This is a genomic window from Streptococcus vestibularis (assembly GCF_900636445.1).
GTDB classification, from domain to species: domain Bacteria; phylum Bacillota; class Bacilli; order Lactobacillales; family Streptococcaceae; genus Streptococcus; species Streptococcus vestibularis.
Genome location: NZ_LR134275.1, coordinates 91,985 through 107,256 on the forward strand (window position 1 = coordinate 91,985; position 15,272 = coordinate 107,256).

The 15,272-nt window shown below is 39.6% G+C and carries 16 protein-coding genes; 13 read left to right on the top strand and 3 right to left on the bottom strand.

The window, feature by feature from the left end; translation table 11 throughout:
• Positions 1-63 precede the first annotated feature (63 nt).
• Positions 64-1,311 carry a D-alanyl-D-alanine carboxypeptidase PBP3 gene (pbp3, locus tag EL076_RS00545; protein WP_197716140.1) on the bottom strand — a complete coding sequence of 416 codons (1,248 nt, stop codon included), beginning with the start codon at positions 1,309-1,311 and terminating at the stop codon, positions 64-66.
• Positions 1,312-1,519: 208 nt separating this feature from the next.
• On the opposite strand from pbp3, the gene pnp reads away from it, so the two are divergent.
• The 11 genes from pnp (at position 1,520) to rpsI (ending at position 12,108) form a co-directional block, all read left to right on the top strand.
• Complete coding sequence (gene pnp, locus EL076_RS00550; protein ID WP_126428900.1) at positions 1,520-3,757, top strand: polyribonucleotide nucleotidyltransferase; 2,238 nt, start codon at positions 1,520-1,522, stop codon at positions 3,755-3,757.
• Positions 3,754-4,524 (top strand): SseB family protein, encoded by a 771-nt coding sequence (locus EL076_RS00555; RefSeq protein ID WP_126428901.1) that lies wholly within the window; start codon positions 3,754-3,756, stop codon positions 4,522-4,524. Before pnp ends, EL076_RS00555 begins: the two co-directional genes overlap by 4 nt.
• A 73-nt stretch (positions 4,525-4,597) precedes the next feature.
• On the top strand, positions 4,598-5,218 hold the full coding sequence (cysE, locus tag EL076_RS00560; protein ID WP_003092303.1) for a serine O-acetyltransferase: 621 nt from the start codon (positions 4,598-4,600) through the stop codon (positions 5,216-5,218).
• Between the two features lie 376 nt (positions 5,219-5,594).
• The gene (gene cysS, locus EL076_RS00565; protein WP_126428902.1) at positions 5,595-6,938 is read left to right on the top strand and encodes a cysteine--tRNA ligase; all 1,344 of its coding nucleotides are present in this window, start codon (positions 5,595-5,597) and stop codon (positions 6,936-6,938) included.
• A complete protein-coding gene (locus tag EL076_RS00570) occupies positions 6,931-7,332 on the top strand; it encodes a Mini-ribonuclease 3 (protein ID WP_003092285.1) in 402 nt (133 codons plus the stop codon). Before cysS ends, EL076_RS00570 begins: the two co-directional genes overlap by 8 nt.
• A 719-nt stretch (positions 7,333-8,051) precedes the next feature.
• Complete coding sequence (gene rlmB, locus EL076_RS00580) at positions 8,052-8,795, top strand: 23S rRNA (guanosine(2251)-2'-O)-methyltransferase RlmB (RefSeq protein WP_126428903.1); 744 nt, start codon at positions 8,052-8,054, stop codon at positions 8,793-8,795.
• A gap of 2 nt (positions 8,796-8,797) precedes the next feature.
• On the top strand, positions 8,798-9,313 hold the full coding sequence (locus EL076_RS00585; RefSeq protein ID WP_003098327.1) for an NYN domain-containing protein: 516 nt from the start codon (positions 8,798-8,800) through the stop codon (positions 9,311-9,313).
• A gap of 8 nt (positions 9,314-9,321) precedes the next feature.
• Complete coding sequence (locus tag EL076_RS00590) at positions 9,322-10,182, top strand: DegV family protein (protein ID WP_126428904.1); 861 nt, start codon at positions 9,322-9,324, stop codon at positions 10,180-10,182.
• A 630-nt stretch (positions 10,183-10,812) separates the two neighbouring features.
• The gene (locus EL076_RS00600; RefSeq protein ID WP_126428905.1) at positions 10,813-10,995 is read left to right on the top strand and encodes a helix-turn-helix transcriptional regulator; all 183 of its coding nucleotides are present in this window, start codon (positions 10,813-10,815) and stop codon (positions 10,993-10,995) included.
• 246 nt (positions 10,996-11,241) lie between these two features.
• Complete coding sequence (gene rplM / locus EL076_RS00605) at positions 11,242-11,688, top strand: 50S ribosomal protein L13 (protein ID WP_002886374.1); 447 nt, start codon at positions 11,242-11,244, stop codon at positions 11,686-11,688.
• A 27-nt stretch (positions 11,689-11,715) separates the two neighbouring features.
• Positions 11,716-12,108 (top strand): 30S ribosomal protein S9, encoded by a 393-nt coding sequence (rpsI, locus tag EL076_RS00610; RefSeq protein ID WP_002888293.1) that lies wholly within the window; start codon positions 11,716-11,718, stop codon positions 12,106-12,108.
• A gap of 132 nt (positions 12,109-12,240) precedes the next feature.
• On the opposite strand, the gene EL076_RS00615 is transcribed toward rpsI, so the two are convergent.
• Positions 12,241-13,395 carry a site-specific integrase gene (locus EL076_RS00615; RefSeq protein WP_000022149.1) on the bottom strand — a complete coding sequence of 385 codons (1,155 nt, stop codon included), beginning with the start codon at positions 13,393-13,395 and terminating at the stop codon, positions 12,241-12,243.
• 51 nt (positions 13,396-13,446) lie between these two features.
• Positions 13,447-13,965 (bottom strand): helix-turn-helix domain-containing protein, encoded by a 519-nt coding sequence (locus EL076_RS00620; protein ID WP_000181350.1) that lies wholly within the window; start codon positions 13,963-13,965, stop codon positions 13,447-13,449.
• A gap of 147 nt (positions 13,966-14,112) precedes the next feature.
• Between EL076_RS00620 and EL076_RS00625 the strand changes: the two genes are divergently transcribed.
• Both EL076_RS00625 and EL076_RS00630 read left to right on the top strand, forming a co-directional pair.
• On the top strand, positions 14,113-14,394 hold the full coding sequence (locus EL076_RS00625) for a hypothetical protein (RefSeq protein WP_000005472.1): 282 nt from the start codon (positions 14,113-14,115) through the stop codon (positions 14,392-14,394).
• An 8-nt stretch (positions 14,395-14,402) separates the two neighbouring features.
• Positions 14,403-15,242 carry a phage replisome organizer N-terminal domain-containing protein gene (locus tag EL076_RS00630; protein ID WP_001014727.1) on the top strand — a complete coding sequence of 280 codons (840 nt, stop codon included), beginning with the start codon at positions 14,403-14,405 and terminating at the stop codon, positions 15,240-15,242.
• Positions 15,243-15,272: the final 30 nt, after the last annotated feature.

The window sequence follows — 15,272 nt, forward strand, 5'->3', positions numbered from 1 at the left end:
TACAAGACCAATTTTGAAGGCAAGATAAAACTACCTTTTGATATTTAAAAGGTAGTTTTGTGTTTACTTATTTCCTGTAAAGAAATTAACGATATGGTTCCACCAAACTTTTAAGAAGAAACTTTTCTTGATAGATTGGTTGGCTGTTACCGAAATTTGAGGGGGATCAGAGATGTAACCTGTTCCTACGAGATCCTTGTCATCAAAGGTTGCTGTTCCAATAGTGTCGCCTTTTTTGATAGGTGCTGTTATAGTTTTTGCTTTGATTTTAACAGCATCATTTTTGCTGTTTATTTTTTGAACGACTATAAGGTCTGACTCGAGCTTAGCAGAGATGGTTTGACTGTCTCCATCGGCTACCTTAATATCATTTTTCTTGACGATTTGTCCTTTGGTGTTGAGGGTTTTGATTTCCCAGTTTTGAGTCACATAATCTAGCAACTCATTTGTGGCTGTGAATCTGGCAGCTTCATCCTCTCCGCCATTGTCCGCATTCATAACAACTGTAATCAAACTCATGCCATTTTCATTGGAGTGGGCTACAAAGGATGCCCCTGCAAGTTCGGTTGTTCCAGTTTTGAGTCCATCAACGCCTTTACGGTAGTTGTCTTGTCCCTCCAACATATAGTTGTGTGTCGTTAATTTGTTGTCACCTTCGAAGTCAGTTTCGGTTTGCTTGGTGATTTCAAGTACCTGAGGATAGTCTTTGATGAGGTGGTCTGCAATAATGGCAACATCTAGAGCACTCATCGTGTTCTCGTCATCTGGTTTAGAGCCAGGATAGCGGTTATCCCCAAGGTGTTTATTGTTTAGACCAGAAGCGTTAAATAATTTAGCATCTGTAATGCCCCATTCTTTAAGTTGGGCTGTCATAGTATCAACAAAGGCACTCTCTGTTCCTGAGATTTTTTCAGCTAGAGCAATTGCTGCACTGTTGGCACTACTAATGAGGGTGGCATCTAAGAGTTGTTTGACAGTATATTTTCGAGAATCTAGTGGGATATTTGAAACTTCTGAATCAACTGTTAGGTTGAATGGGTAGTCTGAGATACCTACCTCAGTGTCCCAATTAATTTTACCTTGATCAACAGCTTTATAGACCATGTAGGCTGTCAGGATTTTCGTCATTGAAGCAACACCATCAGGAGTGGTGGCATCTTTTTCATAGAGCACTTTTCCTGTAGTGGTTTCGATAGCGATCGCATGTTTTGCAGCAACATTGAAGTCATCAGTCTGATCTTGTGCTAGGGCAGGTGTTGTTAGGCCTATTAAGATTAAGGTAATCATAATGATGTGTTGTAATTTTTTCATAGTCATTCCTTTGGCTCTCATAAGTGTTTATTATATCACAAAACCACTTAAATATCTGAAATCGAGAAAAGCTTGGAGTGCAACTTATGCCGAAGCTCTGCCATTTTCAACTATAATATGGTAAAATGGAAGTTATATCAAATGAATGATATAAAGTTGACCAGTTCGTTTTTGTGGGGCTGGTTATGGATAAAAAGAGGGATCAAACATGGCTAAACAAACTTTTGAGATGACCTTTGCAGGACGCCCACTTGTTGTGGAAGTGGGACATGTAGCCAAGCAGGCTAATGGTGCCGTTGTAGTACGTTATGGAGATACAACCGTATTGTCAGCAGCTGTTATGTCTAAAAAGATGGCAACTGCAGATTTCTTTCCATTACAGGTTAATTATGAGGAAAAAATGTATGCGGCTGGTAAGTTCCCGGGAGGTTTTAATAAGCGCGAAGGCCGTCCTTCAACAGACGCCACTTTGACTGCTCGTCTTATTGATCGTCCTATTCGTCCTATGTTTGCGGAGGGGTTTCGTAACGAAGTTCAAGTCATTAATACTGTTCTCTCTTATGATGAAAATGCTAGTGCGCCAATGGCAGCTATGTTTGGGAGTTCTTTAGCACTTTCTATTTCGGATATCCCTTTCAATGGTCCCATTGCTGGGGTTCAAGTGGCTTATGCAGCGGAAGATTTCATCATCAACCCAAGTGCATCAGATAAAGACGTTTCACAGTTAGACTTGACAGTGGCCGGTACCAAGGAAGCCATCAATATGGTAGAATCAGGTGCTCAGGAATTGTCAGAGGACATCATGTTGCAAGCACTTTTGAAGGGACATGAAGCTATTCAAGAGTTGGTTGATTTCCAAAATTATATTGTTGCGGCTGTTGGTAAGGAAAAGGCTGAGGTTGAACTGCTCCAAGTTGATGCTGAATTGAAAGTCGAAATCGAAACGGCTTATTATGATCAGTTAGCTAAGGCTGTTCAGGTGGAAGAAAAACTGGCGCGTGAAGCAGCAACCCAGGCTGTTAAAGAAGAGGTCCTTACTTCTTATCAAGAACGCTTCGCAGAAGATGAAGATAAGGAAACTATTCTACGTGATGTGGTAGAAATCCTTGAGCAGATGGAACATGCTGAAGTGCGCCGTCTGATTACAGAAGACAAGGTTCGTCCTGATGGTCGTCGTGTGGATGAAATTCGTCCTTTGGATGCTGAAATTGACTTTCTGCCAAAGGTTCATGGATCAGGTCTCTTTACACGTGGACAAACCCAGGCCTTATCAGTCTTGACTTTAGCCCCTATGAGTGATACACAACTTATTGATGGTTTGGATCCAGAGTATAAGAAACGTTTCCTTCACCACTACAATTTCCCTCAGTATTCGGTGGGTGAAACAGGGCGTTACGGTGCACCAGGTCGTCGTGAAATTGGTCACGGAGCCTTGGGTGAGCGAGCCCTTGCTCAAGTTCTCCCAAGTATCGAAGAGTTTCCATATGCTATCCGTTTGGTAGCCGAAGTCTTGGAGTCAAATGGGTCTTCTTCACAGGCTTCTATTTGTGCAGGTACTTTGGCTCTTATGGCCGGTGGGGTGCCGATTAAGGCACCTGTTGCGGGGATTGCCATGGGCCTTATTTCAGATGGAACTAACTACACTGTTCTAACCGATATTCAAGGTTTGGAAGATCATTTTGGTGATATGGACTTTAAGGTGGCTGGTACACGTCGAGGTATTACAGCTCTTCAGATGGATATTAAGATTTCAGGTATTACACCTGCCATTCTCGAAGAGGCTTTGGCTCAAGCCAAGGTAGCTCGTTTTGAAATTCTTGATGTTATTGAGTCAGCAATCGCTGAGCCACGTCCAGAGTTGGCTCCAACAGCGCCTAAGATTGATAGTATTCAGATTCCTGTTGACAAGATTAAGGTTGTCATCGGTAAAGGTGGCGAAACAATTGACAAGATTATTGATGAGACTGGTGTCACTATTGATATCGATGAAGAGGGACTTGTTCAGATTTTCTCTAGTGATCAGGATGCTATTAACCGTGCCAAAACAATTATTTCCGATCTTGTACGTGAAGCAAAGGTTGGCGAGGTCTACACTGTACCAGTTGTGCGTATTGAAAAGTTCGGTGCCTTTGTCCATCTCTTTAATAAGACAGATGCTCTCGTCCACATCTCAGAACTAGCTTGGGAACGCACTGAGCGTGTCGAAGATGTGGTTAAGGTTGGGGATATGGTAACTGTTAAAATTATCAAAATCGATGAAAAAGGACGTATCGATGCCTCAATTAAGACCTTGCTTCCTAAGCCCGAAAAGATTGAAGACGAGGAAAATGAAGGAGAGCATCGTCACCGCCGTCGTTCTCATCACAAACCACGCCACCATAATGAAAATGGTAAAGCACCGCAAAATCCTGATAAATCAGAAATGAAAGAACAGACAGAAGAATGACAGAAAATCAAGAATTGCAAGCTTTTGATGAAACCTTGAGAGAGTTTTTAACGGAACCAGACCACTTTTTAACCAGTCTGGCTTTGGTTAATCACCTACAACGTACTCCCGTCTTGGCTGCCCAAGACCTCTACGCAGTTGAAGTGGAAGGCAAGAAGGTTGTTCCTGTCTTCACTAGTGAACAGGACCTACAATCTTTTAAAGCTACTCAAGAGAGTGCTCGAGAGCAAACTTGGGTAGAACGTTCGAGCTTAGATGTTTTAACACAACTGGTTCAGGCAGAGCTTTTTGGGCTTGCTTTCAATTTAAAAGAGGATGGTGACGTCTCGAATACCACTCTTTTTGCAAGCAGTGAACTCATCCAGTTTATCAACTATTTCACTCAGACCTTAAATAATCTTTTGGGTGAGGAAAATCAAAAGGCAGATTCTAAAGATAAGATTTATCTTGTCCCAGCCTTTGTTCACAAGCGCGAGGAAGATGGTCAGGATGACCGTCTCTTTGCGACCATGTCGAATGCAGAGGGACAGAGTTATGTGCCTGTGTTTACGAACTTAACGAGCTTTGCAAAATGGTACGGTAACGAGACTTTTGGTCTACCTTTCCGTAAGGCTAAAGGGACGATTTTGCAATGGCCACTGTCAGAAATTTACCAGCCTTCAACAGGCGAAAATGAGTTGGACAAGGTTCAAGGTATTGTCATCAATCCTTTTGATGACCAGCCTGAGTTAATCGATTGGGCTTATTTTGAGAATGATAGTAAGTAATCCTAGTATTATCAAACCTCTGAAAAAGATAATAAGGCGACAGTAAACAATAATGATATAAGGAGTGACCTATATGGGGTGGTGGAAAGAAAGTATTGATATTGTAAAGAAAAATGACCCAGCGGCTCGGACAAGTTTGGAGGTTCTTTTAACCTATCCTGGTCTAAAGGCTTTGGCCGCTCATCGTATCTCACATTTTCTCTGGCGCCACCATTGTCGACTGTTAGCTCGTATGCATAGTCAATTTTGGCGATTTTGGACTCAGATTGAGATTCATCCTGGGGCTCAGATTGCTGAAGGTGTCTTTATTGATCACGGTTCTGGCCTTGTCATTGGTGAAACAGCTGTGGTTGAAAAAGGAGCTATGCTCTATCACGGTGTTACTTTAGGTGGTACTGGTAAAGATGTCGGAAAACGTCACCCAACCGTTCGTGAGGGTGCATTGGTTTCAGCCCATGCTCAGGTTATTGGTCCTATTGAGATTGGGAAAAATGCTAAGGTAGGTGCAGCAGCTGTGGTTGTTGCCGATGTCCCAGAAGATGTTACGGTAGTTGGTGTCCCTGCTAAAGTCGTACGTGTTCACGGTAAAAAGGATGAAGAAGTGATTCATGACATTGAGGAAGGTCGTGAATACTATAGCGAAAAGCTAGAAGATCTTCTAAAAGCAGCAAGCTTTCACTCATCACGTCTATAAGGACAGAAAAAGATGAAACTCTTTAGTTCAAAGGTGACTCGATTGACGGTCGTGGGCCCCCTTGCCCTTGTCTACATTGCTTTACATAGAGCAGATTATAGTATGGCCGCCTTATGGTTTTGCATTGCTCTGTTATGGGTCGGTCTTGTTTTTAAGCAACGACACAAGTGAGATTTGAGTAATGAAACAATTCTTCAAGGACAATCCTTTTTTGGTCTTCTATATAGTTGGGAGTTTTCTTTCAGCTATGTCTCTCTTGGCTCAAGGTCAGCTAGTTGCGGCTATTTGGATTATAATTCTCGTTATACTCTTGTGTTTGTACCTAAACCATATCAAGGATAAAAAATAGTTTCCAGTTAATTGAAAGGAATCTCTAGTGATTAAAATTTATGATACGATGACACGTTCGCTCCGTGATTTTGTACCTTTGACAGAAAATGTTGTCAATATGTATGTCTGCGGACCAACAGTTTACAATTATATTCATATCGGAAATGCCCGTTCAGCAGTAGCTTTTGATACTATTCGTCGTTATTTTGAGTATTGTGGCTATACAGTCAACTATATTTCCAACTTTACGGATGTAGATGATAAAATTATTAAGGCAGCCAATGAAGCTGGTATTTCGACCAAAGAATTATCAGACAAGTTTATCACAGCCTTTATGGAAGATACCGCACAACTTGGAATCAAACCAGCGACACAAAATCCTCGTGTTATTAACTACATGGATGAAATTATTGCATTTGTGTCAACCTTGATTGATAAAGGTTTTGCTTATGTTGCTGAAGGTGATGTATACTTCCGAGTAGCTAAGTCAAAAAATTATGCAAAATTAGCTAATAAGACCTTGGAAGATCTTGAAATTGGTGCTAGCGGACGTACGGATGCTGAGACAGATCGTAAGGAAAATCCTCTGGATTTTGCCCTTTGGAAAGCTGCCAAAGAAGGAGAGATTTCTTGGGAAAGTCCTTGGGGACCTGGACGTCCAGGCTGGCACATCGAATGTTCTGTTATGGCGACTGAAATCCTTGGGGATACTATCGATATCCATGGTGGAGGTGCGGACCTTGAGTTCCCACACCATACTAATGAAATCGCACAATCAGAAGCCAAAACGGGTAAGACCTTCGCTAATTATTGGATGCACAACGGTTTTGTTAATGTGGACAATGAGAAAATGTCAAAATCCTTGGGTAACTTTGTGACTGTTCATGATATGCTTAAGACGGTTGATGGGCAAGTGCTTCGCTTCTTCCTAGCGACACAACAGTATCGTAAACCAATTAACTTTACCGAGAAAGCTATCCATGATGCTGAAGTCAATCTCAAGTATTTGAAAAATACGCACAGTCTTCCCTTGACAGATCAGGTGAATCAAGATGAGTTGCAAACTTATCTTGATGCTTTACAGGTGGCTATGGATGATGACTTTAATACGGCAAATGGTGTGACTGTTCTGTTTGATATGGCCAAATGGATTAATTCAGGCAACTATGATGAAACTGTTAAAGATGCTTTTGAAAAAATGCTCCAAGTTTTCGGTATTGTTTTCGAAGAAGAAGTTCTTGATGAAGATATCGAAAAACTCATTGAAGAGCGTCAGGCAGCGCGTGCTAACAAGGACTTTGCGACAGCAGACCGCATTCGTGATGAGTTAGCTGCTCAAGGTATCAAACTTCTTGATACCAAGGAGGGCGTGAGGTGGACACGTGACTAAACATCTTGATGTAAACCTTATTAACGGTATTGCTCTCGCCTTTGAGGGAGATGCTGTTTATTCCTTATACATTCGCCGTCACCTGATTTTTCAAGGACAGACTAAGCCAAATCAATTGCATCGTCTAGCTACACGCTATGTTTCCGCCAAGGCTCAAGCTAGCCTCATTGAAAAAATGATAGATCGAGAGCTTTTGACTGAAAAAGAGCTGGACATATACAAACGAGGTCGTAATGCTAAGAGTCATACCAAGGCTAAAAATACGGATGTTATTACCTATAAAATGTCAACAGGTTTCGAGGCAGTTATGGGTTATCTTCATATGACCGAGGATGTCGACCGCCTAGAAGAGTTGGTTACTTGGTGCATTGATGAAGTTGAGAAAGAAATCTAAAAATTCTGCTGAGAGCAGGATTTTTTGTTATTTAAAATTAATCTAGATTGTGAAAAAATAATAGATTATGTTAATAGTGAGGCATCAGCTCCGTAAGTTGATTTTTCTTCAGTTGAAGCCAAGGCAGAACCAACCAATCAAGTCAGCTCAGTGGGACCTCAACGTCATTGGTGGTTGTCTCTTCAAGTGAGACAGATGAGGGTCTTCTTGAGGTACATTCTCAAGTTGATATTGTAGAGACGAGTGTTTCTATGACTACATCTCATTCAGAAGAGGCTCGTGTCCAAGATTTTGGTGAGGATCGATCGGTAGCTGCATCTGAGCGAGGAGATGCAAGCGCAACATCTGAAGTGGCTTAAGAAACTGCTAGCTCTCTTGCATCGACAACTGCAGAAATAAGTCAGTTGGATAAAAATACAGAGTGAGAGTTTGACCTATTCGTCAAAAGTAACCTTTACAGACGGACTTATCTCAGAGATTTCCGGAAACAGTTCAACAAGCACAGGCTCAATTGACATCTTCCAAGCAGTAGGTAAAACCATTACCTAGGCTGAGAGAAAGATTGTGGAATCAATTGCAGATCCGGATACAATTGGTAAGCAGGCTTTAGCTGCTGCAACGCTTGTTCTGGTTCTTATAGTGCTTTATCTAGCAGCAATTACATTTATTTAACATGCTTTGCCCTCGTAAGAGGGCTTTTTTTATGATAGAATGGGCATATGAAAACAACTAAAGAAACAAGCCTAGATATTGTTTATGGTGTGCATGCTGTAACGGAGAGTCTAGAGGCTAATACTGGAAACAAACTCTATATTCAAGACGATCTTCGAGGGAAAAATGTGGATGCTATTAAGGCTTTGGCAGCTGAAAAGAAGGTTTCCATCTCTTGGACACCGAAGAAGACCTTGTCTGATATGACAGGTGGGGCTGTTCATCAAGGTTTTGTCCTTCGTGTGTCAGAGTTCGCTTACTCTGATCTCTCAGTTATTATGGATAAGGCTGAGCAAGAGGAGAACCCTCTGATTCTCATTTTAGATGGACTTAATGATCCTCATAACTTTGGTTCTATCCTACGAACGGCTGATGCTACCCAGGTGACAGGAGTTATTATTCCCAAGCATCGTGCTGTAGGGGTAACCCCTGTCGTTGCCAAGACATCAACAGGGGCAGTGGAGCATATTCCGATTGCGAGAGTGACTAATCTGAGCCAAACCCTTGATAAACTTAAAGAATCAGGCTTTTGGGTATTTGGTACAGATATGGACGGTACACCATCTCATAAATGGAACACAGCTGGTAAGCTTGCTCTTATCATTGGTAATGAAGGTAAGGGAATTTCTGCTAACATCAAGAAACAAGTTGACGAGATGATTACTATTCCTATGAGTGGCCATGTGCAGAGCCTAAACGCCAGTGTGGCAGCTGCAGTTCTTATGTATGAAGTTTATCGAAACCGATTGTAACTATGAAAAAAAGAATACTTCTGGTTGATGGTTATAATATGATTGCCTTTTGGCAAGAAACCCGTCAACTCTTTAAGGCCAATCAGCTTGACGAAGCTCGTGAAACACTGATTCGTAAGCTCAATCATTATGCCAACTTTGAGCATATTGATATCATCTGTGTGTTTGATGCCCAGTTTGTTCCAGGGAGCCGTCAGCGCTATGATCAGTACCGTGTTAGTGTTATTTTTACTGAGGCAGACGAGACAGCCGATAGCTATATTGAGCGCTCAGCAGCTGAAATGAATACTGTTCAAAATCTAGTTGAAGTGGCGACTAGTGACTTGAATGAACAGTGGGCCATCTTTTCTCAAGGAGCTTTACGTGTTTCAGCGCGTGAGTTGGAGGAGCGTGTTAATACCGTTAAGTCGGACTTAGACAAGATGTCAGCACATATTGACTTAACAACCCCCAAGTTACGTCCATGGGATGAAACACAATTAGGAAAATTACAGAACCTTTTAAATGAAATAGAATAGAGGGATATATGACATTTAAAATTTTGACAGATTCAACAGCAGATCTAGATGAAAAATGGGCTCAGGAGAATGATGTTGAACTTATTGGTCTGACCATTACGCTCGATGATATTACTTATGAGACCGTTGGTCCCAATCGATTAACGAGTGACCGTCTCTTGGAAGCTATGCAAGAAGGAGGTCAACCGACCACAAGTCAGGTGAATGTTGGTCAATTTGAAGAGGTTTTTCGTCGTCATGTTCAAAATGATGATGCTCTTCTTTATCTTGCCTTCTCATCAGTGCTTTCAGGTACTTATCAAAGTGCTGTTATGGCGCGTGACATGATTTTAGATGAGTACCCAGAAGCTGTCATTGAGATTGTAGATACCCTGGCGGCAGCAGGTGGAGAAGGTTATCTTTCTATCTTGGCGGCAGAAGCTCGTGACCAGGGTAAGAGTTTATCCGAAACGAAAGCCATGATTGAGGACATTCTGCCACGTTTACGGACCTATTTCTTAGTTGATGATCTCTACCATCTTATGCGTGGAGGTCGTCTTTCTAAGAGCTCAGCAATTATTGGTAGTTTGATTAATATCAAGCCTCTTCTTTGGCTAGACGCTTCAGGTAAGTTGGTTCCTTTGGCTAAAATCCGTGGACGTAAAAAAGCCATTAAAGAAATGGTCCTGAATGCTACTCAGGATATTGGACATAGCACAGCGATTGTCGCTTATGCTAATGATTTTGCAGCTGCGAAGAATCTAAAAGAACGATTGTTAGCAGTTGACGGCATTGAACAAGTTCTTATTATGCCACTTGGACCAGTTATTTCTACCCATGTCGGACCAGATACCTTAGCCGTCTTTACGATTGGTGAGGAAGCTAGATAGAAAAAATCAGATAGGTTTTCCTATCTGATTTTTTCGTTGTCTGAAATGATGTATCAATAGAAAATAAGAAGATAAATCATACAAAATGAATAGTATATTTAACATGATGTAAAACAATGCTGTAATAAATCTATAAAATGGAGGGAACAAAATGAAGGAGTTAAAGAAAAAGTAGCTAGCACGATGGATGAACGTGCTCAGTTAATCAGTAACAGCATCTGCTGCTGGAGGTTATGGAGTAGCCATGATTGATATATTTGTAACGATTATGGTTACTGGTAAGACACACTCCGTATACTTAGCTCAGTCATTATTAATTATTACTTTTTTTGGATCTATGTGAGTGGTCGTAGTGCATAGCATATCACGAAATGGGCATCCACGGTTACTGGACAAAAAATTGAGAAGAAAGTGTTCGTATTATCCTGAGTAATGTTGCTTTTTGGAATTGTTATATCATCAATTGGTTTGTTAAATTTAGTACAGTCTATTGAGATGAATAATAATATTATGAGTAGTGTAGCATTTTTGACATTGGGTTTGATCCTTATTTGTGACGGATTGGTTATCATCAAAAAAATCAGAAAAAACCGTCTGGAAGAACTATAAGACGAAGCGTAGGGTTTTTTAATGAAAAATTTAAAATTAAAGTCAGCACGTGTGGCAAAAGACCTCACTCAACAAGGCTTAGCAGATTCTATAGGAGTCTCTCGCCAGACCATCTCACCTATTGAAAAGGGAGACTACAATCCGACCATAGATTTGTACATTGCCATCTGTAAAACATTAGACCAGCTTTTTTTGGGAAGCTGAGGACTAGTTTGCATCCCTTAGAGGAGAGGTTGCTGGGGGATTCTATTACCTAACTTATAAAACGGGAGCTAAAAAAATAAAAGAAAAACACCTCCAAATGACTTGCCTTGGACGTGTTTTTTTGATATTATGTTAGACGGTATTGTTTACCCCATTTGAAAGGCCCCGGAACCTTCCAAATACTTTTTGATGGGAAGGAACACCCATCACTCGTAAACAAAAATCGAACTATATATAGGAGAAATCATGAACAAAACAACATTTATGGCTAAACCAGGCCAAGTTGAACGTAAATGGTATGTCGTTGACGCAACTGATGTGCCACTTGGACGTCTTTCTGCAGTAGTTGCTAGCGTACTTCGCGGAAAAAACAAACCAACTTTCACACCACACACTGATACAGGTGATTTCGTAATCGTTATCAATGCTGAAAAAGTTAAATTGACTGGTAAAAAAGCAACTGATAAGATCTACTATACTCACTCAATGTATCCAGGTGGATTGAAACAAATCTCAGCAGGTGAACTTCGTTCTAAAAATGCTGTTCGTTTGATCGAAAAATCAGTTAAAGGTATGCTTCCACACAACACTCTTGGACGCGCACAAGGTATGAAATTGAAAGTCTTCGTTGGCGGTGAGCACACTCACGCTGCACAACAACCAGAAGTACTTGATATCTCAGGACTTATCTAATTCTAAGAGGAAAGGAGCACTAATATAATGGCACAAGCACAATATGCAGGTACAGGACGCCGTAAAAACGCCGTTGCACGCGTACGTTTGGTTCCAGGTACTGGTAAAATCACAGTTAACAAAAAAGATGTAGAAGAATACATCCCACACGCAGACCTTCGTCTCGTTATCAACCAACCTTTTGCAGTTACTTCAACTGAAGGTTCATACGACGTACACGTTAACGTTGTAGGTGGTGGATACGCTGGTCAATCAGGTGCGATCCGTCACGGTATCGCTCGTGCACTTCTTCAAGTAGACCCAGACTTCCGCGATTCATTGAAACGCGCTGGACTTCTTACTCGTGATGCACGTATGGTTGAACGTAAGAAACCAGGTCTTAAGAAAGCTCGTAAAGCATCACAATTCTCAAAACGTTAATCAATACGATTATATCAACGTTTCAAAGCACTTTGCAAAGATTTTGCAAAGTGCTTTTTTGTCGATTTTTGAGCTAGAATAGCTTTGTGATAACCTTCTGATAACCTCTTCAAAATTTTAAAAATCATAATTTTATTTTGCTTTATTGAGATAATCTGCAAATTTGTCAATAGAGTTTTTCTCACCAGTTTTTGTGGTGTGAGTATAGACATCTAATGTCATCTGACTGCTTGCATGACCGAGACGTTTTGATGTATTAGAAGGATCGATTCCAATTTCAGACATAAGTGTTGCATGTGTATGTCTAAACCCATGTGGGCTAATTGGTTTTAATTTATGCTTTTTAATAATTCGATTCAGTACGTTATTAATGTAATCAGCATGCAAAGGTTCAATTTTGTCATTACTTGATATGTAATAGAACATATATTCGTTACTAATATTCAGCTTTGTAAGAGGAAACTGAGATTGTTCTTTCAGATAGAAATTTCTCCATTGCTTAATAATATCGATTGTCTCATCATCAAGATAGATTGTACGAACTGAAGATTCATTCTTTGTGCTCTTTTCAATCGCTTTACCGTCAATTCTTCCTAGACTTTTATCTATGTTTAATAGATTGCTGTCAAAGTTAATATCAGCCCATTTTAAAGCGTATAACTCCCCTTTTCGTAGTCCACTAAATGCAAGCAGTCTAAATAAAGCAAAATGTTTAAATGGCTCAGTTTCTTTCACTATATCAAGGAAATGATGTAATTCCTCCAGAGACCAAAAATTATCTGATCTAGTTTTTTTGATTTTAGGCATGATAACATTCTTCATTGGATTTCGATCAATGTAGTTCATGTTGATTGCAAAATCAAAAATTTTTGAGGTATAGGATTTTATCTGTTTGATATTTTTGAAAGTCTGAGATTTTTGTGTAATAAAGTTTTGACAGTCTAAAGGACTGATTTGGTCAACAAATTTATCTCCAAATATTGGTAGAATATGTATTCGATAGATATTCTTAGTTTGGGAAGAAGTTGTTTCTTCAACGGTACCAACATAGGCCTTAAACCATTCTTGATAAAGTTCTTTATAAGTGACTTTGGGGTTAGGTTTGTCGGTATTTACTGTGGGGGCAACGACACCAGCTTCTAAACGAGCTTCGTACAATTTTGCCTCTTTTTTGGTTTTGAACCCTCTCTTTAAGTGCCTTTTTTTCTTTCCATAAGCATCTAAGCCAATGTAAAAGCTGACATAGTAAAGGATTCCTTTTTTTGTTTTGTATTTGTGTATAGACATTTTTTCTCCGTATCTAAGTTTTCGGAGCTTATGTAATCGAGAAATGAGTGTCTATCTATTTTTTCTATCTTCTTGGCGGATAGCGTATTCGTCTGTTTTAATCCAGCTCTGCCAAACTTTAGAATCTTTATTTTGGTGATTCATATAATCTATAAACTCAGACATAAAACGTTTGTTTTTCTCAGCTAGATATTCTGAGAATATATGACGAAATTCATCTGAAAAACTATCATCAAGTGGTAGTGTTAATGCCCTTTCGCCAAATTCGATGCTCTTCTTTAACTTCTCCATATCGCTTTTAAAAGGTGTCACAGAACCAATTTTAGATGTTTTGAAACTATCTGTAACAATTTTAAGATTTGATGGAGCGTGTGGGTTGCTATCAAGTCCCATAATGTAAGCGACGGAAACATTAAAGTATTTTGCCAATTTTTCAGCATTATCTTTTTTAGGTTTGCGGATTCCTTGATTGTATCCAGAAAGTGTAGGATAGGCTATATTTGTAGCTTCGCTAATTTCTGTCAATTTTTTTCCGCTATTTTCTATCAGTTTAGTAATATGATTCGTCATAAGAACCTCCTTTTTATCATTATAACACATTTTATTCTTTTTGAATAAAAAAGCTTGACAAAAATTCAAAAAGGATATATAATTCAAAATGAATAACAAATTAAATGGTTTCGGAGCTTATTTAATTTAGAAATGAGGTGTGAATTTATGTCGGAAACTACTTTAGTTGTCCAGCTTCCTAAAGAATTAGAGAAGCAATTACGTGCTCACTATGATGAGATGATTTCAAATGCTGTAGCAAGAGTATTTGAAGATAAAGAACTTTATAAACCTATGGTTCGTATGTCAGGTTTGTCTAGGTGGTTAGATGTATCTACGACAACAATCCAAAAATGGACGAAAGAAGGAATGCCAACCATGGTGATTGATGGAGTGACTTTATACGATAAAAGAGCAGTAACACGATGGTTGAAGCAATATGAAAGATAGGTACTCGTATGAATGGTGTTCAGTGGATCAAGATAACAACAGATATATTTGATGATGAAAAAATTCAGCTAATAGAATCAATGCCAGAAGGAGATACTCTTATTGTAATATGGTTTAAAATTCTGGTGCTTGCAGGAAAGCAAAATAATAGTGGCATATTAAGTCTAGGGAACAAGGTTTATTACACAGAAGAGATGCTTTCAACAGTGTTTAGGCGAAAGGCTACATCTGTAAAATTAGCTCTCAGCATGTTTGAAGAATTTGGCATGATAGAAATCATAGATGGCGCTATTACCATTCCAAAATGGGAGAAACATCAGAATATAGATGGACTAGAAAAGATTAGAAAACAAACTAGGGAACGTGTTGCTCGTCATAGACAAAAACAAAAAGCACTAATTACAGGCGAGCCACAACTCGTTTTAGACTGTAACGTTACAGTAACGGATGAAAATGATAATGTAACGCAAGAGATTAAGAACAAGAGTAAGAATAAGAAAGAGATTGAGAATATACTGGATAATAGTTCTAGAAAGCCTGAAACTTATATTCCACCCAAATATTATTCTTTGTTAGAATCCATTTCTTATAAGTACAATGATAGATTTTTGTATCCTAACAATTACACTTTAACACATGCTCAGAAGATGAAGATAGGCGAGTATTTGGCTAGTGGGTATGTAACTAGTGATGAAGTCATTAGCATGATTGAACGGATTCCTGAGGATGCGACGTCTCCTTTGGCGTATTTATTTAAGTCTATGGAGAATTTAAAGCAGGAACGTATGCTGGAGTGCAAAGCTATTGCCCATGAAAATGCCCGAAAGAAGTATATGATAAATGAGTAGATATAGGACTGTTCTAAAGAAATGTTACAT